The sequence below is a fragment of the Sphingomonas sp. PvP056 genome, from assembly GCF_040549155.1.
GTDB lineage: Bacteria > Pseudomonadota > Alphaproteobacteria > Sphingomonadales > Sphingomonadaceae > Sphingomonas.
In genome coordinates this window covers 1-21,140 of record NZ_JBEPST010000001.1, presented here as the reverse complement: position 1 = coordinate 21,140, position 21,140 = coordinate 1, and the positions used below count along the sequence as shown (strand labels likewise).

The 21,140-nt window shown below is 66.0% G+C and carries 19 protein-coding genes; 11 read left to right on the top strand and 8 right to left on the bottom strand.

Going from position 1 to position 21,140, the window contains the following annotated elements; all coding sequences use genetic code 11:
• Positions 1 to 7: 7 nt before the first annotated feature.
• A complete protein-coding gene (locus ABIC17_RS00095; RefSeq protein WP_354278639.1) occupies positions 8 to 1,789 on the bottom strand; it encodes a diguanylate cyclase in 1,782 nt (593 codons plus the stop codon).
• A 157-nt stretch (positions 1,790 to 1,946) separates the two neighbouring features.
• A complete protein-coding gene (locus ABIC17_RS00090) occupies positions 1,947 to 2,978 on the bottom strand; it encodes an NAD(P)H-dependent flavin oxidoreductase (RefSeq protein ID WP_354278638.1) in 1,032 nt (343 codons plus the stop codon).
• 46 nt (positions 2,979 to 3,024) lie between these two features.
• Here ABIC17_RS00090 and ABIC17_RS00085 point away from each other — a divergent pair, with 46 nt between their 5' ends.
• The 5 genes from ABIC17_RS00085 to ABIC17_RS00065 all read left to right on the top strand — a co-directional run bounded on the left by ABIC17_RS00085 (position 3,025) and on the right by ABIC17_RS00065 (position 6,940).
• Complete coding sequence (locus tag ABIC17_RS00085; protein ID WP_354278637.1) at positions 3,025 to 3,441, top strand: secondary thiamine-phosphate synthase enzyme YjbQ; 417 nt, start codon at positions 3,025 to 3,027, stop codon at positions 3,439 to 3,441.
• Positions 3,442 to 3,533: 92 nt separating this feature from the next.
• Entirely contained in the window at positions 3,534 to 4,391 is an 858-nt protein-coding gene (locus ABIC17_RS00080) for an NAD(P)-dependent oxidoreductase (RefSeq protein ID WP_354278636.1), read from the top strand.
• Between the two features lie 103 nt (positions 4,392 to 4,494).
• On the top strand, positions 4,495 to 4,878 hold the full coding sequence (locus ABIC17_RS00075) for a hypothetical protein (protein WP_354278635.1): 384 nt from the start codon (positions 4,495 to 4,497) through the stop codon (positions 4,876 to 4,878).
• A 312-nt stretch (positions 4,879 to 5,190) separates the two neighbouring features.
• Positions 5,191 to 6,231, top strand: coding sequence for a hypothetical protein (locus tag ABIC17_RS00070; protein WP_354278634.1), 1,041 nt, complete (start codon positions 5,191 to 5,193; stop codon positions 6,229 to 6,231).
• A 10-nt stretch (positions 6,232 to 6,241) separates the two neighbouring features.
• Positions 6,242 to 6,940 carry a hypothetical protein gene (locus ABIC17_RS00065; RefSeq protein ID WP_354278633.1) on the top strand — a complete coding sequence of 233 codons (699 nt, stop codon included), beginning with the start codon at positions 6,242 to 6,244 and terminating at the stop codon, positions 6,938 to 6,940.
• Positions 6,941 to 6,954: 14 nt separating this feature from the next.
• Here the strand turns inward: ABIC17_RS00065 and ABIC17_RS00060 are convergent, their stop codons facing one another.
• Complete coding sequence (locus ABIC17_RS00060; RefSeq protein WP_354279384.1) at positions 6,955 to 8,214, bottom strand: aspartate kinase; 1,260 nt, start codon at positions 8,212 to 8,214, stop codon at positions 6,955 to 6,957.
• A 54-nt stretch (positions 8,215 to 8,268) separates the two neighbouring features.
• Between ABIC17_RS00060 and ubiG the strand changes: the two genes are divergently transcribed.
• The gene (gene ubiG, locus ABIC17_RS00055) at positions 8,269 to 9,009 is read left to right on the top strand and encodes a bifunctional 2-polyprenyl-6-hydroxyphenol methylase/3-demethylubiquinol 3-O-methyltransferase UbiG (RefSeq protein ID WP_354278632.1); all 741 of its coding nucleotides are present in this window, start codon (positions 8,269 to 8,271) and stop codon (positions 9,007 to 9,009) included.
• A gap of 250 nt (positions 9,010 to 9,259) precedes the next feature.
• On the opposite strand, the gene ABIC17_RS00050 is transcribed toward ubiG, so the two are convergent.
• Together ABIC17_RS00050 and ABIC17_RS00045 are read right to left on the bottom strand one after the other, a co-directional pair.
• Entirely contained in the window at positions 9,260 to 10,801 is a 1,542-nt protein-coding gene (locus tag ABIC17_RS00050) for an ABC transporter permease/substrate-binding protein (RefSeq protein WP_354278631.1), read from the bottom strand.
• Entirely contained in the window at positions 10,798 to 11,595 is a 798-nt protein-coding gene (locus tag ABIC17_RS00045) for an ATP-binding cassette domain-containing protein (protein ID WP_354278630.1), read from the bottom strand. Before ABIC17_RS00045 ends, ABIC17_RS00050 begins: the two co-directional genes overlap by 4 nt.
• A 326-nt stretch (positions 11,596 to 11,921) precedes the next feature.
• Here ABIC17_RS00045 and ABIC17_RS00040 point away from each other — a divergent pair, with 326 nt between their 5' ends.
• A complete protein-coding gene (locus tag ABIC17_RS00040) occupies positions 11,922 to 12,707 on the top strand; it encodes an SDR family oxidoreductase (RefSeq protein ID WP_354278629.1) in 786 nt (261 codons plus the stop codon).
• 67 nt (positions 12,708 to 12,774) lie between these two features.
• Here ABIC17_RS00040 and ppa read toward each other — a convergent pair whose 3' ends face one another.
• The 3 genes from ppa to ABIC17_RS00025 form a co-directional block, all read right to left on the bottom strand.
• A complete protein-coding gene (gene ppa / locus ABIC17_RS00035) occupies positions 12,775 to 13,347 on the bottom strand; it encodes an inorganic diphosphatase (protein ID WP_354278628.1) in 573 nt (190 codons plus the stop codon).
• Between the two features lie 57 nt (positions 13,348 to 13,404).
• Entirely contained in the window at positions 13,405 to 15,330 is a 1,926-nt protein-coding gene (locus ABIC17_RS00030; RefSeq protein ID WP_354278627.1) for a M61 family metallopeptidase, read from the bottom strand.
• A 106-nt stretch (positions 15,331 to 15,436) separates the two neighbouring features.
• Positions 15,437 to 16,087: a DUF1345 domain-containing protein gene (locus ABIC17_RS00025; protein WP_354278626.1), complete on the bottom strand. Its 651-nt coding sequence runs from the start codon at positions 16,085 to 16,087 to the stop codon at positions 15,437 to 15,439.
• Positions 16,088 to 16,221: 134 nt separating this feature from the next.
• On the opposite strand from ABIC17_RS00025, the gene hisS reads away from it, so the two are divergent.
• From hisS to ABIC17_RS00005, 4 genes are all read left to right on the top strand, one after another.
• A complete protein-coding gene (gene hisS / locus ABIC17_RS00020; RefSeq protein WP_354278625.1) occupies positions 16,222 to 17,469 on the top strand; it encodes a histidine--tRNA ligase in 1,248 nt (415 codons plus the stop codon).
• Positions 17,470 to 17,512: 43 nt separating this feature from the next.
• Positions 17,513 to 18,586 (top strand): peptide chain release factor 1, encoded by a 1,074-nt coding sequence (gene prfA / locus ABIC17_RS00015; RefSeq protein WP_354278624.1) that lies wholly within the window; start codon positions 17,513 to 17,515, stop codon positions 18,584 to 18,586.
• 244 nt (positions 18,587 to 18,830) lie between these two features.
• Positions 18,831 to 19,649: a peptide chain release factor N(5)-glutamine methyltransferase gene (gene prmC, locus ABIC17_RS00010; protein ID WP_354279382.1), complete on the top strand. Its 819-nt coding sequence runs from the start codon at positions 18,831 to 18,833 to the stop codon at positions 19,647 to 19,649.
• A gap of 106 nt (positions 19,650 to 19,755) precedes the next feature.
• On the top strand, positions 19,756 to 21,140 hold a 1,385-nt coding region (locus ABIC17_RS00005; protein WP_354278623.1), incomplete at its 3' end, for a DUF4167 domain-containing protein.

Here is a 21,140-nt window from a genome sequence, read left to right as displayed (position 1 = left end):
CCGGATGCTACGCCGCGATCCTGCTGATCAACGCGCGATTCCGCCCCTCGCGCTTTGCCTGATAGAGCGCGCTGTCGGCCGCCTGCATCAGCGTCAATCCGTCGCGTGCCATCGTCTTGTTCCAGGTGGCGATGCCGAAGGACATGCTGGTAGAGCCCAGCGTACTGCCATTGCGATGAAGGGTAAGGTCGCTGATCGCCTGGCGGACGTCGTTGACTCGGCCCATCAACGCCTCGGCGCTGGTTCCCGGCGCGATCACGGTGAATTCCTCACCGCCATAGCGGCAGACGACGTCGCCATCGCGGAAGCGACTGCGCATCACGCCGGCAACCGCCTGCAGGACGATATCACCGGCATCATGGCCGTATTCGTCGTTGAAGCGTTTGAAGTGATCGATGTCGCACATCACCAGGCTCAACGGCGCGTCCGAGCGGCTGGCGCGCGCGATTTCCAGCGTCAGCGCTTCCTCCATGTACCGCCGGTTGAACAAGCCCGTCAGCGGATCGCGGATGGTCTGCTCGCGCAAACTGCGCTGAAGCCGATGATTGACCAGCGCCGAGGAGATGTTTTCGGTGAGAACCCGCAGCGAGAAGCGACTCTCCTTGTTCAGCGCGCCTTGCAGATAGAGCACGCCGATGACCTCGCCCCCTGCGAGCAGCGGCTCGCAGTGATACAGGTCCGGGACATCGGCATGGCCGCAAACGATATCGCCGCCTGCTTCGCTCACACAATGGCTCTGGCCGCGTCGCAGCGCCCAGCACTGGTCCGGCGCGAAACCGTCTTGCGGGACCTCCAGTCCGCCCCAGCTGGCGATCGGGACCAGCAGGTTGCGCGAATGGTTATGCGCGTACAGCGCGCCGGGAAGCTCGGGCAAGACGCGCGGGACGAACACGCAGATGATCTGCGCCAGTTCGTCATCGGTGCGCGCCGCGTGCATCCGGTGCGCCATCGCCCCCAGCAATTCGATCACCTCGCCGCGTTCCTGCAGCATCGCGCCGTTGGTGTGGAGCTCGGCATTGGCGATCTGGAGATGCCGCTCGCTGGTCGCCTGTTCGGCCAGCGCATCCTCGAGCCGGTCCGCCATGACATTATAGCCGGTGGCCAGCCGGGTGAATTCGGTGGATCCCATCGCGGTGTCGATCCGCACCTTTTCGCCCTGGCCAAGATCGGTCATCGCCTGCGTCATCGTACCGAGCGGGCGGCGGATGCTGCGGATCAGCAACGCGAAGCTGATCGCGACGAGCAGCGCCACGACCGACGCCCCGATCAGCGCGAGTTGCTTGCCGCGCGCGAGTCGCTGGTCCGCTGCTGTGGTACGATTCGTTTGAAGGACGCGTTCCTCTTCGAGGAAAGCTTGCGCCCGTACCGTGATGGCGTCCGCCAGGTCGCGCCCCCGCCCGCTGGCAATGATCGCGACGGCGTCCTCGAACCTGCCGCGACGACTGAGCGCGAGCGGTTCGCGCAGGCCGATGCCGCGTTGCGATATCAGGCCGCTGATCGTCCCTGCACGGGCGTGCTGGAGCGGATTGTCCGCCGTCAGCGCCACCACCTGTGCGATGTTGCGTCTGGAACTGGCCATGCGCTCCGCGAAGGAGCGGGCAAACGCGGGGTCATGCGTCAGAATGAAACCGCGCTGCCCGGATTCGGCCTCGCGCAAATCGGCCATCGCCTGCTGGGCGATCTCGATCACCCTGTCCGAATGCCGGACTCGTCCGAAGCTCTGACTGGTCTGGTTCGAAGCATCGACCAGCAGCCCCGCCAGCGAGGCAAGCGCGAAAACGACGATCACGCCGATAACCACGATACGAGTCGATAGGGATGCGAACATTACGGAACGCTAACGCTCAAGGGTTAGCGAGGCATTACTATATGACGACCAACGACTTATTGATCGAAGTTAAAAAAACGGAGGGGTGCGCGACGGTGTCTTTTTACGCCGCGCCCCCTTACGCCGCTCGGAGCGCCAGCGCCGCCGCCGCCTCGTCCATCAGGCTCGCGATGATCTCGGTGACGGGTTCTTCCTTGGTCACCATGCCGACCGACTGGCCCGCCATCACGCTGCCATGCTCGACATCGCCGTCGATCACCGCGCGACGCAGCGCGCCCGCCCAGTAATGCTCGATCTGCAACTGCGCCTCGAGCATCGCGACCTTGCCCTCGTCGAGCGACAGCGCGACTTCGCGCTGCTTGGCGGTAAACAGCTCGGCGCCCGCATTCTTGAGCGCGCGCACCGGAATCACCGGCAAACGCGGGTCGAGCTGGACGCTCGCCACCGCATCGCGGGCCGAGGCGCGCAGGAACGCCTTCTTGAAATTGGCGTGCGCAATGCTCTCGGTCGCGCAGACGAAGCGCGTGCCGAGCTGGACACCCGCAGCCCCCATGTCGAGATACGCCGCGATCGCCTCGCCGCGCCCGATCCCGCCGGCCACGAACACCGGCACCTTGTCCGCGACTTCGGGAAGGATTTCCTGCGCGAGTACGCTGGTCGACACCGGGCCGATATGCCCGCCCGCTTCCATCCCCTCGACGACGAGCGCGTCGACGCCCGAGCGGATCAGCTTCTTGGCGAGGCTCAGCGCGGGCGCGAAGCAGATCAGTTTCGCGCCGTCCGCCTTGATCTTGTCGATCGACCCCGTCGGCGGCAGCCCGCCCGCGAGCACGACATGGCCGACCTGATGCCGCGTGCACACGTCGATCAGGTCGAACAGCGCCGGATGCATCGTGATGAGGTTTACCCCGAACGGCTTGGTCGTAAGCAATTTGGTCGCGGCGATCTCGCGGTCGAGCAGTTCCGGCGTCATCGCGCCGCACGCGATCAGCCCGAAGCCGCCCGCGTTCGAGATCGCGGCGACGAGGTTGCGCTCGGACACCCACGACATCGCGCCGCACACGATCGCGACCTCGCTGCCGAGGAACGCCGCGCCACGCGCCATGCGGCGCTGAAGGCGCTCTGCGCCGATCGAGGATGTCTGGTTCATGCCAGTGGCCTAGCCTTCCCCGGGGGTTTCGGGCAAGTGCGCGCGGATGCGACAGGAAATTGGTGAACTCACCTTCGATACGCCCGGCCAGGGCTTGCACGACTGTACCCGCGCGGTGAACCGCTGGGTGGCGGCGACCGGGATCACGACCGGGCTGCTGACCGTGTTCGTGCGACACACCTCGGCATCGCTGCTGATCCAGGAAAATGCCGCCCCCGCTGCACGCCGCGACGTGGAACGCTATTTCGCGAAGATCGCGCCTGAGAATGCGAGCTACGAGCACGACGACGAAGGATCGGACGACATGCCCGCGCATCTGCGCGCCGCGCTGACCGCGACCAGCCTGTCGATTCCGGTCGCGGACGGCGAGCCGGTCTTCGGCACGTGGCAGGGGCTGTATCTGTTCGAACACCGCCGCGCCGCGCATCGGCGCCTGATCGCGGTGCATCTGATCGGGGAATAACCCCCTTCGGACCGTTGGTGGTCCCGCACGGAACCGACTGCGGGTCCAGGACGCTTGGCCCCACGACCTCTTTCGCTGCGTGGAGCACCAACATGGATATCGGTTTTGTCGGACTCGGGCTGATGGGCGGCCCGATGGCGGCCAATCTCGTCAAGGCGGGCCACCGCGTCGTCGCGTGGAACCGCTCGCCGGTAAAGCCCGAGGATGCGCCCGGCGTGACGATCGGCACGCTCGACGACGTGCTGCGCTGCGAAGCGGTGTTCACGATGCTGTCCGACGATGCCGCGATCCGCAGCGTGCTGCTCGATTCGGGCGCGCTCGACAGCGTGAAGCATGATCTGGTCCACGTCGTGACCGCGACGATCTCGGTCGCCTTCGCGCAAGAACTCGCCGCGGACCACGCCCGCCGCGGCATCGGCTATGTCGCCGCCCCCGTCTTCGGTCGCCCCGATGCCGCCGCCGCCGCGCAACTCAACGTCGTGGTCGCGGGTGAGGAATCCGCGGTCGCACGGGTCCAGCCGCTGCTCGAGGCGATCTCGAGCAAGGTCTGGCCGCTCGGCCCCGACGCGAGCAGCGCCAACGCCGCCAAGATCGCGGGCAACATGATGATCACCATGGCGATCGAGGCGATGGGCGAGGCGTTCGCGCTGGTCGGCGACAACGGCGTCGACAAAGCCGCGTTCCTCGATCTGATGACCGGCACGCTGTTCGGCGCGAAGGCGTATCAGAATTACGGGCCCAAGATCGTGTCGGAGGATTTCACGCCGGGCTTCCGGATGAAGCTGGGATTGAAGGACCTGCGCCTCGCGACCGAACTGGCGGACGCGGCGAACGTCACGCTTCCGGTACTCGATGCGATCCGCACCCGGATGGCGGACGCGGTCGAGGACGGAATGGCGGATCAGGACTGGTCGGGGATCGCGGCGCGACCGTTCACCGCCAAGCGGTAGGGTTGACCACGTCCCCGCCGTCGGTTTGCTGCACTGACGAGAAAACATTCCGCCGTCTTTTCGCCGTCTTGCCCCGACAGGATGCATGCGGGGAGACGGTGGAATGGCGCTGGTGATGCTGATGGTACTGGCCCAGGCCCTTCCGGCTGCGAATCTGCCGGCAACCGAGTTCGATCTCGCACGCGCCACGCCCGCAACCGCCCCGCGCTGCGGCTCGGCAACGCAATCCGACGATATCCTGGTCTGCGGCGGACGGCGCGACCGCTTCCGCCTGCCCTTGCCGGTCGATCACTCGGGCGAACCCAGTCGCAGCGATCAGGGTACGGGCATGGGCGCGCTCACGCCCCCTGCCCCGTGCGGACTCTTCGCCGGCCAGCGCAAATGCGCCAAGCACGAAGCGCGCAAATACGGGTACGGCGGCGGGCGCGATCCGGTCACGCTGCTGTCCCGGCTCGCCACCAAGGTCGTCGACCCCGACTCGGAGTGAGCGGCGGGAATTGCCGCCGGAACGGCGCAAAGCCCTGCGCCACGCCGGGGCGATCGGGTCGTTTCGGTCGCGCTTGACCGGGCGCGCCGACGTAAAGCCGATAAGATGGCGTCACGGATTTCGCGCAGCCTCGAACCGTTTGTCGCGTCCCCCTTCTCGCCGGGATCGCCCCTACGGGCATCACCACCTATCCCGATCCCGGGTCACAACGATCGCATGCCGTCATCGTGCAATCCGCACGATGCGACACTGTCCGCGCAGTCCGTGCGGCCGACGGCCAGTTCCGCGTCTTCCAACATCTCGGAGGATTCCATGACAACGAACTATACAATCTACCTGGTCAACCAGATGAATACCGAACAGAATTTCTGGTTGTTTCTGACCCCGCCGCAGGAACTGGCCGGCGACCCGAACGTCTACGCGAATTCCAGCGTGTCACTGGACATCGACCCGAACGATCCCTCGACCAACTCCTTCACCGTACCGGTGCAATATGTCGTCGCAGCGGGTGCCAGCAACAACGCGGTCGGGCTGAACGTACAGATCAATTCGTCGATCTCGCAGAACAGCGACCTGACCCAGACCTGGGATGCCGTTTATGCCAACGTGCCGCCCAACAAGGGCCCCAAGCTGACGCTGGACGCAGCGTCTTCCCCCGCAAATACGATCAAGATTTCGACCAACCCCTTCGATCAGGCCAGCAACGAAGCATTGAATTGGTATGCGAGCCAGTCGTTCGGTATCCAGACGATGGCCGGGTTCATCGGTATGACATGGTCGCCGACGCCAAATCAAAGCCGTACGCTTACCCCGCAACTGAAATTCTATGTCAGTGCCGGGACCTACGGTGAATCGACGCTGGCCGACTGGACGCAGGTCAGCAACGATGCTGCGCAACTCTCCGTCCCGTCTTCGTTCAGCAACTTTGCAGCGACGGTGACGCTGCTCAACAACGGAACTTGGCGCGTCACCCCCGGCAAGCCGACAAGCGTCGCGCTACTCGACGACCTGTCGCTGCTCACGTCAGCGCGCGTTCGCGAACTCACCGCCGTAGCCTATCTGTCCGACGGATCAGTCCAGCAGGACCAAGTCACGGCTGTGAAATGGTCCGGTTCGAGCGCGGATCTCGCTGCCGTGGAAGATATAATCCTCAGCGGCACGATCACGGTGCTGACGGCGCTTGCCGCAGGATTCGTCTATTTCACGATGAGCGGCGTTACCTTCAACATCACCAGCAGTACCGCTGGCGCAACCACCGTCAATTTCACCTATAACGGAGCGCTGTCCGCGCAAGCGGTCAAGGATATCGTCGTAGCGGGTGCAAACGCGATCTTCCATTCGCAGAAAGCATAGGCGGCGCGCGATGGTCACGGCGGCTGGCGCAGATACGATGGGCCAGCCGTTCGCCATCACGCCGGCCGACCGGGCAGATGCCCGCCGCCGCTTTCCGCCAGTAACCGCGACGTCGACCGTCGCGGCTACTGGCGGAACGTCGGATACCACCGTCGAGATCGTTGCGGAGGTGGACTATGCGATTCCGCTCGTCGCAACCTTCGCCGCCGCGAGCCCCATCCCGCCTTCGGGGCAGCAGATGGTCGCGGCGCTGCAAACCGTCGACACCAAGGTCTACATCGATTTCAACCGGGATCTGCCGCTGTGGTGGTTCGCCGCCGCCTACAAGACGGGTGACATCGCGGCGAACACCGCGGCCTACGTGTATTCCAGCGATGCCGACGCGTTCAGCCTTGCGCTGACCCCGTCCATCACCGTCACCCACGACAGCGCCGGCTGGACGATGCCGGTCTATGACGGGACGCAATATGCCGTCACCGTCGGTTTCGGGCTCGGCACCAGCCTCGTCTTCTTTGCCTACGCCGTGCCCACCAGCCCCAATGCCACCCTATTGGTCAAGGCAGGCGGCTATGGGCTTGCTCAGTCCAGCGGCACGCAGAAGATCGGCGACCCCGTTACCAGCAGCCAGAAGGCGTGGACGATGCCGCTTGGCGACGCATATCTCCTGACCTTCGATTCCACCGGCACGGGAACGCTGACGACGACCTGAGCCTGCACGCGTCGTCAGGCGGCATCCTCGGCGTCGAGTCCGTACGCCGTGTGCAGCACGCGCACCGCAAGCTCGGTATAATCCTCCTCGATCAGCACCGAGACCTTGATCTCGCTGGTCGAGATTGCCTGGATGTTGATCCCGCGCTCGCCGAGCGTCGAGAACATCGTCGAGGCGACGCCCGCATGGCTGCGCATCCCCACGCCAACGACCGAGATCTTGGCGACGCGCGTGTCATGCACCAGCTCACCGAAGCCGATTTCGCCGCGCCCCTGGTTGAGCACCTCGATCGAGCGCGCAAGGTCGGCGGCGGGCACGGTGAAGGTCACGTCGGTCGAACGCGCGGCATGCGCGATATTCTGGATGATCATGTCGACGTTGATGTTGGCCGCCGCGAGCGGCGCGAAGATCGCCGCCACCGCGCCGGGCTTGTCCGGCACCGCGATCAGCGTGATCTTGGCTTCGTTCTTGTCGTGCGCGATGCCGGTGATGAGCTGGCTTTCCATATCGTCGATCTCCTCTTCGCCCACGATCATCGTGCCGGGTAATGTGTCCGCCATCGGCGCGTCCTCGCCGGTGAAGGACGACAGCACCTGGACGCGCACGCCTTCCTTCATCGCAAGACCGACCGAGCGGGTCTGCAACACCTTCGCGCCGACGCTGGCGAGTTCCAGCATCTCCTCATAGGTGACCTTCTTGAGTTTCCGCGCGCGCGGCACGATCCGTGGGTCGGTCGTGTAGACGCCGTCGACGTCGGTGTAGATGTCGCAGCGGTCCGCCTTCATCGCCGCCGCCATCGCGACCGCCGACGTATCGGAGCCACCGCGCCCGAGCGTGGTGACGCGGCCATCGGCGTCGACGCCCTGAAACCCCGGAATCACCGCGACCTCGCCCGCGGCAAGGCTCGCGTCGAGCGCGGCCATGTCGATGTTCTCGATCCGCGCGGAGGCATGCGCATCGGACGTCGCGATCGGCAATTGCCAGCCGAGCCAGCTCCGCGCCGGAACGCCCGCCGCCTGCAGCGCGATCGCGAGCAAGCCCGAGGTGATCTGCTCACCCGCCGAGACGACGACGTCATATTCCTTGGGATCGTAGAGCGACGACGCCTCGCGGCAGAAGCCGACCAGCCGGTCGGTCTCGCCCGCCATCGCCGACACGACGACCGCAACCTGGTTGCCTGCCGCGACTTCGCGTTTCACCCGCGCGGCGACCGAACGGATCCGTTCGATTCCGGCCATCGAGGTGCCGCCGAATTTCATCACGATACGCGCCATGATCTGGGTCACGAAGTCCTTGGGGTGCGGGGGCCGTCCTGATAGGAAGCGGACATGGATAGCGCAACCGTAACGTCTGTAACCACTATCGACCCGGCCGAGGCCAAACACTTCGGCACGATGGCCGCCGAATGGTGGGATCCCAATGGCTCGTCCGCGATGCTCCACCGGCTCAATCCGGTACGGCTGGGGTATCTCCGCACGCAGATCGACGCGCATTGGCATGGCGACGAGACGGGCTTCACGCCTTTGGCGGGCAAGCGCGCGCTCGATGTCGGGTGCGGCGCGGGGCTGCTGTGCGAACCGCTCGCGCGGCTGGGGGCGGACGTCACCGGGCTCGACGCGGCGGCGGAGAATATCGCGGCGGCACAGATCCATGCGGCGGCGTCGGGGCTTTCGATCGACTATCGTACCGGGAGCGTCGAGGATCTCGCCGACGCGACCTATGATCTCGTCACCAGCCTGGAGGTGATCGAGCATGTCACCGATCCGGCGGGCTTCGTCGCGGGCCTCGCGCGCGCGCTGGCGCCGGGCGGCCTGCTCGTGCTGTCGACCCCCAACCGGACCGCACTGTCGCGGCTCGCGCTGATCACCTTCGCCGAGGGCAGCGGGACGATCCCGCGCGGGACGCACGACTGGAACAAGTTCCTCACACCCGACGAGCTGACGCCACTGGTCGAGGCGGCGGGCTTGCGCGTGATCGACGTGCGCGGGCTCGCGTTCTCGGTGGCGAAGGGATTCGTGCTGAGCGACGACACCAGCCTCGATTACTTCGTGACCGCAGTTCGGGGTTAAGGGGAGCCTCCCCCTTCTGCTCCCCTCCCTGGAAGGGAGGGGTCGGGGGTGGGTCGGCCAGCGGCGGCGTCCTCCCGTCCGAAACGCGCGGCGCGCCCGACACGCCTTAAACCGCCGCCCCGCGCCCGGGAGAGCCACCCACCCCCAGCCCCTCCCTTGCAGGGAGGGGAGCAGCGCGCTCAAAACCCATAAGCTATCGGTGAGGTGACCGAGGAAGGTACCCCCGTCGCCGCACCCCACCGTCAGCCAATCACCGCACTGCCCCGATCTTCCGCCCCAGCCACCGCGCCGCCGCCTCGGGCGATTCCTTTGCATCGTCTCGGTCCACCCGGTAATTCGCCGCGCGCATCGCCTCGACCGACACGCGCCCGATCAACGGCTGCACCGCCGCCAGAAACTTCGCGTCACGCGCATGCGCCTTCCCCACCAGCACGATCGCATCATACCCCGGGATCGCCCCGCGCGGATCGCTCAGCACGGTCAGCTGCTGCGCCGCGATCCGTCCATCGGACGAGAACGCCGAGATCACATCCGCCTGCCCGCTCTCCAGCGCGCGGTACATGAAGGTCGGGTTATACGCGCGCGCGCTGGCGAAACGGATCGGATAGGCGCGCTGGATCGCGACCCATTCGGGGCGTTCGAGAAACTCCAGGTCCGAGCCGAACTTGAGCTGCGGCCCCGCGCGGACGAGATCGTCGAGCGACGCCACCCCCAGCTTGCGCGCCGCATCGCCCTTCATCGCAAAGGCATAGGCATTCTCGAACCCGAGTGAGCCGAGCAGTTTCACGCCAGACGTCTTGGCGCTCCACGCGCCGATCGCCGCGACCATCGCCGCGCGCGCGGGCACGTCGCGGCGCTTCATCTCGTTCGCCCAGATCGTGCCCGCATAATCGACGTAAATGTCGATCGCGCCCGTGCCGACCGCGCCATAGATCACCGCCGAGCCCAGCCCGTCGCGATAGCGCACCGTATAGCCCGCCTGCTCCAGCCGATCGCCGATCAGCCGCGCCAGGATATATTGCTCGGAGAAGTTCTTCGCGCCGATCGTGATGACGCTCCCGCCCGACGGCCACAACGGCGCGAGCGCAAGCAATACGCCCGCGATCAGCACCCCGCCCGCGCCGAGCGCGACCCCGCGCTTGCGCCGCGCGATCGACCGCTCGATCAGCCCGAGCAACGCATCCACCGCCAGCGCCAGCGCCGCCGCGCTGAAACACCCCGCCAGCACCAGCGCCCAGTTCTGCGTCTGGAGCCCCGCGAAGATCATGTCGCCCAAGCTCGGCTGGCCCACCGTGGTCGACAGCGTCGCCGCGCCGATCGTCCACACCGCCGCGGTGCGGATTCCCGCCATCAGCACCGGCGCGACCAGCGGGGCCTCGACCAGCCGCAGCTTCTGCCACGGCGTCATCCCGACCCCGTCCGCCGCCTCGATCACCGCGGGGTCGATCCCCGCCAGCCCGGTCACGCTATTACGCAGGATCGGCAGCACCGCATACAGCGACAGCGCAAGCAGCGACGGCAGGAACCCCAGCGCCGGGATCCCCCCGCCGACCAGCCCCGACACGAACAGCAGCAGCGGATAGAAGAGCGCGAGCAGCGCGAGGCTCGGGATCGTCTGGACGAGGCTCGCCACCCCGAGCGTGACGCGCGCGACCCGCGGCGACCGCCCAGACCAGATCGCGAGCGGCAGGCTGATCACCAATCCCAGCGTCAAAGCGGCTGCAGACAGCAGCAAATGCGCTGAAAGCAGGTCAGGAACGCGCGTCATCGCGTCGAGAAACGGGCCATTCATGCTGCGTTTCCGGCCTGTTCGGCGGCAAGTGTGAGCATCCGCGCGGCCTGATCGCGCGGTACCGCGACCAGCGCCTGCGCCACCGCCCCGCCCGCGCCGCCGAGCAGCCCGCGCGGCGTCTCGTCCGCGACGATCCGCCCGGCGTCCATCACCAGCACGCGGTCCGCAAGGATCAGCGCCTCCGCCATGTCATGCGTCACCATGATCGTGGTGAGGCCGAGCCGATCATGTAACGCACGGATTGCGTGGCCCAATTGATCGCGCGTGACCGGATCGAGCGCGCCGAACGGTTCGTCCATCAGCATCAACCCCGGCGCCGTCGCGAGCGCGCGCGCGACGCCGACGCGCTGGCGTTGCCCGCCCGACAGCGCATCGGGCAAACGGGTGGCAAAGTCCCGCGGCAGATCGACCAGATCGAGCAATTCCCCGACGCGCGCGCCATCGTGCTTGCCGCCAGCCAGCCGCACACCGATCGCGATGTTCTCGGCGACCGTCATGTGCGGAAATAGCCCAATGTTCTGAAAGACATAACCAATCTTGCGGCGCAGCATCGGGGGAGGCTCGGCGGCAACGTCCGCGCCGGCGATGCGTGTGCAACCTTCGCTTGGTTCGATCAGCCGGTTGATCATCTTGAGCAGCGTCGATTTGCCCGATCCCGAACTCCCGACCAGCGCCACGAAGCTCCCGCCCGCGATCTCGACCGAGACGCCATCGACCGCGGTCGTTCCGCCGGAGTAGCGTTTGGTGACGGCCTCGAACGTCACCGTCGGGCCGGGGGATTGGGTCTGTGCCATCAGGTCGCTTGTGCGGGACGGTGCCACAGGCGTCAAACCCATTGCAGGCCCTTTAATAAGTCCCGCTTCCCCGGCGAAGGCCGGGGCCCAGGAGCGGGCCGGTCATGATCGGGTGCTGCGCCCGATTCCACAAACCTGCGTTCCTGGGCCCTGGCCTTCGCCGGGGAAGCGGAAGGTAGGAAGGGAGGGAGAATTCAAATGCCCCCGCCCCCGCAAACCGCGGGCTGACCCGGACTTGTCCCAGCGTCCGCCCTGCCGCAGACTCCCCGCCATAGCCCGTGCGGCCCGGTTGGGCGGGACACGTCGGGCAGACAAGGGGAAACGGGATGCAACAGGCGATCTTCATCACCGGCGGCGGCTCCGGCATCGGCCAAGCAACCGCGAAACTGTTCGCCGCGAAGGGCTGGCGCGTCGGGCTCGCCGACGTCAACCGCCAGGGCCTCGCCGAAACCGCCGCGATGCTGCCCCCCGGCATGGCCGAGACCTACGCCATGGACGTCCGCGACCGCGACGCCTGGGTCGCGAGCCTCGACGCGTTCACCGCCGCCACCGGGGGCAGGCTCGACGTACTGTTCAACAACGCGGGAATCGGCACGGGCGGCCCGATCGCCGAGATGAGCTTCGAAGACCTCGACCGCGTCGTCGCGATCAACCTCGTCGGCGTGCTCAACGGTGCGAAGATCGGCTACGCCTATTTGGCGCGGACGCAGGGATCGTGCCTGCTCAATACCGCGTCTGCCTCGGCCATCTATGGCAGCTCAGGCCTGCCGGTCTATTCCGCGACCAAGTTCGGGGTGCGCGCATTGACCGAGGCGCTCGACGGCGAATGGTACGGGGCAGGGATCAAGGTGCGCGACATCGTGCCGAGCTTCATCGACACCCCGTTGCTCCATGCGCCCGCAGGCAACAGCAACCAGTCGATTCGCGAGGTCGTCACCAACGCGGGGCTGGAACTCACCGGGGTGGATGCGGTTGCGAAGGCGGCATGGGACGCGGTGCATGGCGACCGGGTCCACACTTTCGTCGGCAAGACCGCGGACCGCATGGCGTTCGCGGCGCGCTGGTTGCCGGGGCGGCTGCGCAAGATGATGCGCCGGGGCGTGACGGGCTAAGCACCGGCGGCACCAAACCCGTTTCAGCCCGTCGTCGCGCCGATGGCGCGGCGACGGGCCGATGGCGTCAGGCGTCGACGTCCATGCCGGGGGCCGGATCGCCCGCCTTCTTGGCTTCTTCGTAGCGCTCGATCGCTTCGATCACGACCTTGCGCGCCTCGTCACGGTCGCCCCACTTGCCGACGCGGACCCACTTCTTCTTCTCCAGGTCCTTATAGTGGGTGAAGAAGTGCTCGATCTGCTCGAACACGATCTCGGGCATGTCGCCACGCTCGCTGACGTTCGAATAATACGGGAAGGTCGAGTCGACCGGAACGCACACGAGCTTCTCGTCGCCGCCGGCTTCGTCTTCCAGGTTGAGCACCGCGATCGGCCGTGCGCGCACGACGCAGCCCGGGATGAACGGCGAGCGCGCAACGACCAGCGCGTCGAGCGGATCGCCATCGGGCGACAGCGTGTGCGGCACGAAGCCGTAGTTCGCCGGGTAGCGCATCGGCGTGTGGAGGATGCGATCGACGAACAGCGCGCCGCTCGCCTTGTCGAACTCATACTTCACCGGCTCGCCGCCGGTCGGGACTTCGATGATGACGTTGAGGTCGTCCGGCGGGCTCTTCCCAACCGAGATCATGTCGATACGCATGGTGATTCCTGACTTGTTGATTTGGTTAAGGGTTAAGGAACGTTTACTGAGCCTCCCTTAGCGGGGCATCAGCAGACGATCCAGACCACCCTCGCCGGTGCCGCTCTTCTGAAGCCGCGGATAGCGCAGCCCGTCGTGATAATTGATGTTGACAGACGTGATCGTATCGTTCGCCTTCACGAGCAGCACGATCGGCGTCTTGCTTGTCTTCGCTGCGGTGATCGCCGCTTTCAGCGCGCTGTCCGAATAGGCCGTCCCGTTCACCGCGACGATGCTGTCGCCGACCGTGATCCCCGCCTTGAAGGCTGGGCTGTCCCAGCCGACGCCCGTCACGCCGCCGTCCTTGTTGAGCGTGGTGCCGATCGAATAGGTCAAGTCGGTCATCTTGCGCGACGCCTCGGCGTTCTTGAACGAGAGCGTCGGCTCCTCGGTATAGACGAGCTTATAGCCGTTGTTCTCGAACCCGGTGAGCGGCGCGCGTGCGCCGGTTTCGGTGAGCCGCTTGGTGAGCAGCCCCGCCCAGTCATAGGGCTGAATCGCCTGGAGTGTTTTGACGACATCGTCGAACGTGTAGGTCACCTGACCGTAATCCCCGTCCTTCAGCCCGAAGAACGCGCGGCCGAAGTCGTCGATCGACTTCTTGCCCCCGGATTGCTTGCGAAGGATCGAATCGACCTCCATCCACACCAGCAGGCCCTCGTTGTAATAGTCCTCCGACCGCTGATAGCTCAGCCAGCCCTTGGGGCGGCGCTGCGAAATGACGGGGTCGTTGGTGGTATCAACCATGTCGCGCCATTCGCGGGCCGGACGGTTGTCGAGGCTGGCGAGGATCATCGCGTACATGTCCAGCGTGTCCTGTTTCGAGACGATTCCTGACCGCGCTTGCAGCACATACCCCCAGAACTGCGTCTGCCCTTCATACACCCACAGCAGGCTACCGCGCATCGGCGTGCGGAAATCGGGGGTCCACAGGTCGGCGCCGCGGCGGAACTTGCCGTCCCAGCTGTGATTATATTCATGCGGCAGCAGGTTGCGAGATCCCGGGCCGTCGCTCCACTTGGTGAAATAGCCGGGCTTGACCCCGTCTTCCGACGACCGGTGATGCTCGAGCCCGATTCCGCCCATCAGGTCGGAGATCGACAGAAGGAATTCGTACGTGTCGTAATGCTGCGATCCGTAGAGCTTGACCGCCTGCTCGACGAGCCGCTTGTGCGCCGCGATCTGTTCGGGCGTCGCGGCGAGTTCGGCGGGGGTGTCGGCATAGACGTCGAGATTGACCCGCGGGCTGAGCGCCCACTGCTTGTAATAGCGCCCTGCGAGCACGGGGGAGTCGACCAGCACTTCGTAATTGGTCGGCGCATAGCTGTAGACCGCGCCGGCCGCCTTGGACGGCAAGCCCGACGAGGCGGTGAAGCCCGCAGGGTAAGTGACGGTCGCAGTGACCGGGATCTGGCGAGTGAAATAGCCCGCCGGATAGAGGCTCATCGCGTTCCATTGGAGCCGCAGCATGTTGGGCGTCATCACCACCGACCCCTGGTCGGGCGCGGTGGCCGAGAGGAATTGCAGGTCGATGTCGAGCTGAGTCACGCCTGCGGGAATGTCGATGTGATAAGCGTAGACGTCGACCGGATCGCGCGTCCAGGCGAGTTCCTTGCCGCCGCCGTGGATGTGAACCCCGGCGAGCTTGTCGAGTTGGCCCGAGGGTGAATGGTTGCCGGGAAGCCATTTGGGGAAGAGCAGCGTCATCGGTCCGGCGGTGACCCCGGTGAGCGTTTCGCGCGTCTTGAAAATGCCCCGCGTCGTGTCGGTCGCATCGATCGCGAGCGTCATCGTGCCGGGGAAGGGCATGTCCTTCGCGGCGGGGATGGTGTCGACGATCGGCACCGGCTGCGGCTTGGAATTCTGGACGTTCGAAGTCTGGGCGAAGGCGGCGGTGACGGTCGTGGACAGCAACAGGGCGGTGAACGCGGCGCGACGGATCATGCAGGGGACTTTCCGAATAAGGCGCCGATCGCGACGCCAGGAGGAGTGGAGCAAAACTCGGCTGTTGCGGTGATTTAAGCGGGTAACGCGGCGCGCGTCCACCCCATCATCCACCGCTACTGCTGCCGCCCAGGACGTTGATCGTGAAGGCGAGCACGCCGATGTTGAAGACGAAGGCAGCAACGGAATGTCCCAGCACCGTCCGCCGCACCCGCCGCGACGAGATTTCGACGTCGGAGGTCTGGAACGTCATCCCCAGCGTGAAGCTGAAATAGAGGAAGTCCCAGTAATCGGGTTCGTCGCATTTGGGGAAATCGATCCCGCCGTGATCCTTGCCGTCGTCATCGTCGTCGGAATAGAAAAGATGCGCATAATGCATCGCATAGACGGTGTTCGAGAACAGCCACGCCACGACCAGCGTGCCGATGATCAGCAGCGTGCCGATCAAGTTGGTCTTGCCCTGCGTTTCCTTGAACACCGACGTCAGGATGACGAGCATCGTCAGCCCGGTCAGCACGAGCAGCCCCGCGCGATTGGCATCGTTGGCGGCGGCCTGTTTGCGCATCTGGCCCGCTTCGCCCCGGCGCAACAAGGGTATGACCGCGATCAGGAAGACCGTGCCCGCCACGTCGAACGCCGCCATCGTCCCGCGCCCCCAGCCGAGCGGCGGGATCGCGAGGAAGATGCCCGCCACGAACAACAGGGTGAACAGGACAAAGCGGGGTGGGGCAATCCGGTTGCCGATATCGAAGGCCATCACGCGGGTGTTACAGAGCGTGTGCGCTACCGCAATGCTGCGCCGGCTACATGGCAGACTTGTCATCTTGCGGGGGCCCGCCCGTGACAAGTATCTGGCGCAACCGGTGCCGCTCCCCTACAGGATCGCGGGTTATGGCCCGTATCGAAACCCCCAAGCGCATCCGCGGAACGCAGGACATCTTTGGCGACGAGCAGCGTCGCTTCACCCGCGTGGTCGAGGCGTTTGATCGCGTCCGCAAGCTGTACTGCTTCCAGCGCGTCGACATCCCCGTGTTCGAGAGCACCGCGGTGTTCGCGCGTTCGCTCGGCGAGACGACCGATGTCGTCTCGAAGGAAATGTACACGTTCGAGGATCGCGGCGGCGATTCGCTGACGCTGCGCCCCGAATTCACCGCGGGGCTGGCGCGCGCCTATCTGACCGAGGGGTGGCAGCAATATGCGCCGTTAAAGCTTGCGACGCACGGCCCGGTGTTCCGCTACGAACGCCCGCAGAAGGGGCGCTTCCGCCAGTTCCACCAGATCGACGCCGAGGTGATCGGCGCTGCCGAACCCGCCGCCGATGTCGAGCTGCTCGTGCTCGCGGACCAGTTGCTCCATGAGCTGGGGATCGCGGATGGCGTGACGTTGCAGCTCAATACTTTGGGCGATGCGGAGACGCGCGATGCATGGCGCGCCGCGCTGGTCGCGCATTTCGAAGCGCACCGTGACGTGTTGTCGGAGGACAGCCTTGCGCGGCTCGACAAGAATCCGTTGCGCATCCTCGATTCGAAAGACCCGCGCGATCGCCCGGTCGCCGACAGCGCGCCCGATATCGATGCGTATCTGACGGATGAAGCGCGTGGCTTTTTCGATGCGGTGACGGCGGGGCTGGATGCGGCTGGCGTTGCCTGGACGCGCAACGCGCGGCTGGTGCGAGGCTTGGATTATTACCGCCACACCGCATTCGAGTTCGTCACCGACCGGCTGGGCGCGCAAGGCACCGTGCTTGCGGGCGGACGCTATGACGGGCTGGTCGGGTCGCTCGGCGGGCCGGACACGCCCGGTGTCGGCTGGGCGGCGGGGATCGAGCGGCTGGCGATGTTGCTCGAGGAGCCTGCGGTCCAAGGGCCGGACGTCGCGATCGCGGTCGAGGACGATGCTGCGCTGGCGACCGCCTTTCGGGCGCTGAAGCTGTTCCGCGAGAATGGCCTCTCTGCGGAGATGGTCGCGACGGGCTCGCCGCGCAAACGCTTCGACAAGGCGGCGAAGATGGGAGCGAAGGTCGTCGTCGGGCTGCGGCTTGACGGGGATGCACCCGTGTTCAGCACGCGCGCCGCGACAGATGTCCCGGAACATGAAACGGTAAAGACGCTGACTCAGCGACTGGTCGGCGCATGTTGACGCTTTCCTCGCTCGCTTCCCCGGCGAAGGGTATGCGCACCGCATGAGCTCCATCTCCCCCGAACGGATCGCGCAGATCGAGGCGCGGCGTGACGAATTGTCTGCGCTGATGGCAACGGGCGATCTCCCGTCCGACCGTTTCGTCGCGGTGTCGAAGGAATATGCCGAGCTCGAACCGGTCGCGCGCGCGGCGGGCGAAGTGCGGCGTTTGCGCGCAGAACTTGGTGTGCTCGCGGGCATGGAAGCGGACGAGGACCCCGAGATCAAGACGATGGCGCGCGAGGAGATCGAGGCGATCCGCGGCACGCTCCCCGATGCCGAGCGCGCGCTGTCGCTCGCGCTGCTTCCGCGCGACGCGGCGGACGAACGCGCCGCGATGCTCGAAATCCGCGCCGGCACCGGCGGCGACGAGGCCGCGCTGTTCGCCGCTGACCTGTTCCGCATGTACCAGCGCTATGCCGAAGGGCAGGGGTGGAAGGTCGAGCTGATCTCCGCGTCCAGCTCCGAAAGCGGCGGGTTCAAGGAAGCGATCGCCTCGGTCGAGGGCAAGGGCGTGTTCGCCAAGCTAAAGTTCGAAAGCGGCGTCCACCGCGTCCAGCGCGTTCCCGCGACCGAAGCGCAGGGGCGGATCCACACCTCGGCGGCGACGGTGGCGGTGCTGCCCGAGGCGGAAGAGGTCGACGTCAAGATCGACGACAAGGATCTTCGGATCGACGTGTATCGCTCGTCGGGGCCGGGCGGGCAGTCGGTCAATACGACCGATTCCGCGGTGCGGATCGTCCACATCCCGACCGGGCTGGTCGTGATCCAGCAGGACGAGAAGTCGCAGCACAAGAACCGCGCCAAGGCGATGAAGGTCCTTCGCACCCGCCTGTACGAGGCCGAGCGTGAGCGGCTCCACACCGAACGCGCAGGCGCGCGCAAATCGATGGTGGGGTCGGGCGACCGGTCGGAGCGGATTCGCACCTATAATTTCCCGCAGGGGCGCGTCACCGATCATCGGATCAACCTGACGCTGCACCGGTTGCCGGAGATTTTGCAGGGGGAAATGGAAGAATTGCTTGGCGCCTTGATCGCGCAGGATGAAGCGGAGCGGCTGGCGTCGCTGGATGGCTGAGCCGGTGGATACGTCTAAGCACCTCCCCTTCAGGGGAAGGGTTGGGGTGGGGCCGTCCAGCACGCCCGACCTCGGCAGTCTCTGCGAGGCTCCCCCCACCCCCATCCCCTCCGCTGAAGGGGAGGGGCTAGAAGAAGACGCAGAGGGTAAGCCCCTCCCCCTCGGGGGAGGGGTTGGGGTGGGGCCGTCCAGCGCACCCGACCTCGGCAGTCTTCGCGACGCCTCCCCGCGAGGAGAGGGCAAAATCAGAACAGCGCTCGCCTCCGCCAGCCAACACCTCGCGACATTCAGCCACACCCCGCGGCTCGATGCCGAACTGCTGATGGCGCACGCGCTCGCCATCCCGCGCGAACGGCTGCTGCTCCATCATCTCGATGCCGCCGTGCCCGATACCTTCGCCCCGCTGCTCGCGCGCCGTCTCGCTCAGGAACCGATCGCCTATATCACCGGCACGCGCGCCTTCTGGACGATCGAGCTCGCGGTCGGCCCTGGCGTGCTCGTTCCCCGCGCGGACAGCGAGACGCTGCTCGACGCAGCGGTCGCGCATTTTGCAAAAAGCCCGCCAGCCCGGATCCTCGATCTCGGCACCGGGCCCGGTACGCTCCTGCTCGCGGCGCTCGCCGAATGGCCGGGCGCGACTGGCCTCGGGGTCGACCAGTCCAACGTCGCCTTGGATTACGCTAGGCGCAACGCGGTCACGCTGGATCTGGCAGACCGCGCGACTTTCGCGCTTGGCAATTGGGCGGACAACGTGACCGGGCGGTTCGATCTTATCCTCGCCAATCCCCCTTATATCGGGACAACCGAAGTCCTGCCGCGCGAAGTCGCCGAGCATGAGCCCAGCGCGGCGCTGTTCGCCGGAGCGCATGGGCTGGACGACTATCGTACCCTCATCCCGCAACTTGCGGCCTTGCTTGGCGACGGTGGCGCAGCGATCCTTGAGATCGGTGCTACCCAGTCGCAACCGGTCACGGACTTGCTGGTAGAACAGGGGTTTGCGGTGCGGCTCGAGAAGGATCTCGGGGGGAATCCACGCTCGCTGGTGGCGACATGGCTGTCATGACCGATCGCACGGCTGCCCTAATATTCCGCTTGGAGAATGCGCCGCAAACCGCTATTGCAGCCCTTAGGGGCTCGCATTTTCATCGTAATGTGTTGAAAATGGGCTGTTGCCCGCTCCCTTCGTCATGCAGTTGCCCGGTCCGGCGACGCTGGCAAGCGCACTTCGCCGATGGTCGGCGGTCGGTGCGCAAGGGGCATTTGCATCCATATTTCTGGAGCACGACCCGGTTGGTTTCCAAGGACAGGACAACAAGAACTTGATCAACAATCGTCAGGCCGGTCGCCGTCGCGGCCGTGGCGGGCAGCAGCAGCGCTCGCAAGGTGGAAACCCGGGACGTCTCGATACCGGAAACCGCATCGACAACCGCGCACGCGGCAATGCCGCCCAACTGCTTGAGAAGTACAAGACGCTCGCGCGCGACGCGCAGATGCAGGGTGACCGCGTCAACGTCGAATATTATCTGCAGTTTGCCGATCATTACTTCCGCGTGCTGGCCGAGACCCGCGCCCGGATCGAAGAGAATGGCGGCCCGGTCCAGCGCCGCATCCAGGGTGCCACGCTCGACGAGGACGACACCGAATTCGAGGACGAAGGCGAGCGTATCGCTCCCGCGGAACAACAGCGCGGCAGTCAGAACGGCTATCGTCAGGACGGGCGCCAAGAGGGTCGTCAGGAAAACCGCGATAGCAACCGCCAGGATGGCAACCGGTCGGATTCGCGCCAGGAGCCCCGTCAGGATACTGGCCGTCAGGAGGGCAACCGTCCCGACGTGCGGCAGGACACATATCGCAACGACAATCGCAGCGATGCCGATCGCGGCTATGCCCGCAACAGCACCCGTTCACTGGGTGATACCCAGAATGGCGCGACGGACTCGCGCGGAGGCGACGACCAGAACGAACGTCCGCGGCGTGCCTCGAACGGCAACGCTCAGGACGAAGGCGGTTACGATCGCTCCCGTGAGGATCGCTCCCGTGAGGATCGCCCGCGTGAGGACCGGAAGCGCGACACCGCACGCACTGAAGAACGCGCCCCGCGCGATGTGCGCAGTGAGGACGCTCCTTTGCCATCCGCAAGGGAAGCGCAACCCGAAGCGATGGAAGCGGTCGTGCCGATCCAGCCCGAAGCCAGCGAGCCACCCCGTCGTGGCCGCGGTCGCCCGCGGCGTGACGCAACCGCAGTCGCACCCGAGCCTGTTGCAGCAACCACCGATAGCTCCGATGAGGGGGAAGATAACGGCTTTTCTGCCGATCTCCTCCCGCCGTCGCTCAACGTGTCGGCGGTGACGCCCGGCGATGCGGATGGCGAAGCTGAAAAGCCGCGTCGTCGGCGCGGTCGTCCGCCGATCGTCCGCGAGACCGATCCGGTCGCGTGTCCCCAAGTGGGGGGGGGGGGGGGGGGCCGGCGCCCGGGCGCCCCCCGGGAGCAAAACCGCGGGGGGGGGGGAGCCCCCCCCCCCCCCCCCCCCCCAAAAGCAGCAAATCAATCAGG